This is a genomic window from Methylobacterium sp. CCH7-A2, assembly GCF_001557075.1.
Lineage (GTDB): Bacteria > Pseudomonadota > Alphaproteobacteria > Rhizobiales > Beijerinckiaceae > Allobosea > Allobosea massiliensis.
Map to the genome: position 1 here is coordinate 1 of NZ_LSKN01000195.1, position 238 is coordinate 238.

Consider the following 238-nt stretch of genomic DNA (forward strand, 5'->3'; position numbering starts at 1 on the left):
TGCGCGAGATGATCGGCTTTGCCGCGCAACGCCTGATGGAGCTGGAGGTCGGCGGACTGACCGGCGCCGGCTTTGGCGAGAAGAGCGCTGATCGGCTGGCCCAGCGCAACGGCTATCGCGAGCGCGACTGGGAGACGCGCGCCGGCACGGTCGAGCTGCGCATCCCCAAGCTGCGCAAGGGCAGCTATTTCCCGGGCTTCCTCGAGCCGCGCCGGATGGCGGAGAAGGCGCTCACCGC

At 70.2% G+C, this 238-nt stretch carries 1 protein-coding gene; it reads left to right on the forward strand.

The genetic code is table 11. From position 1 onward, the window contains the following. Positions 1-238: transposase (locus tag AX750_RS14870; protein WP_197432828.1), on the forward strand; the 238-nt coding region annotated here is incomplete at both ends.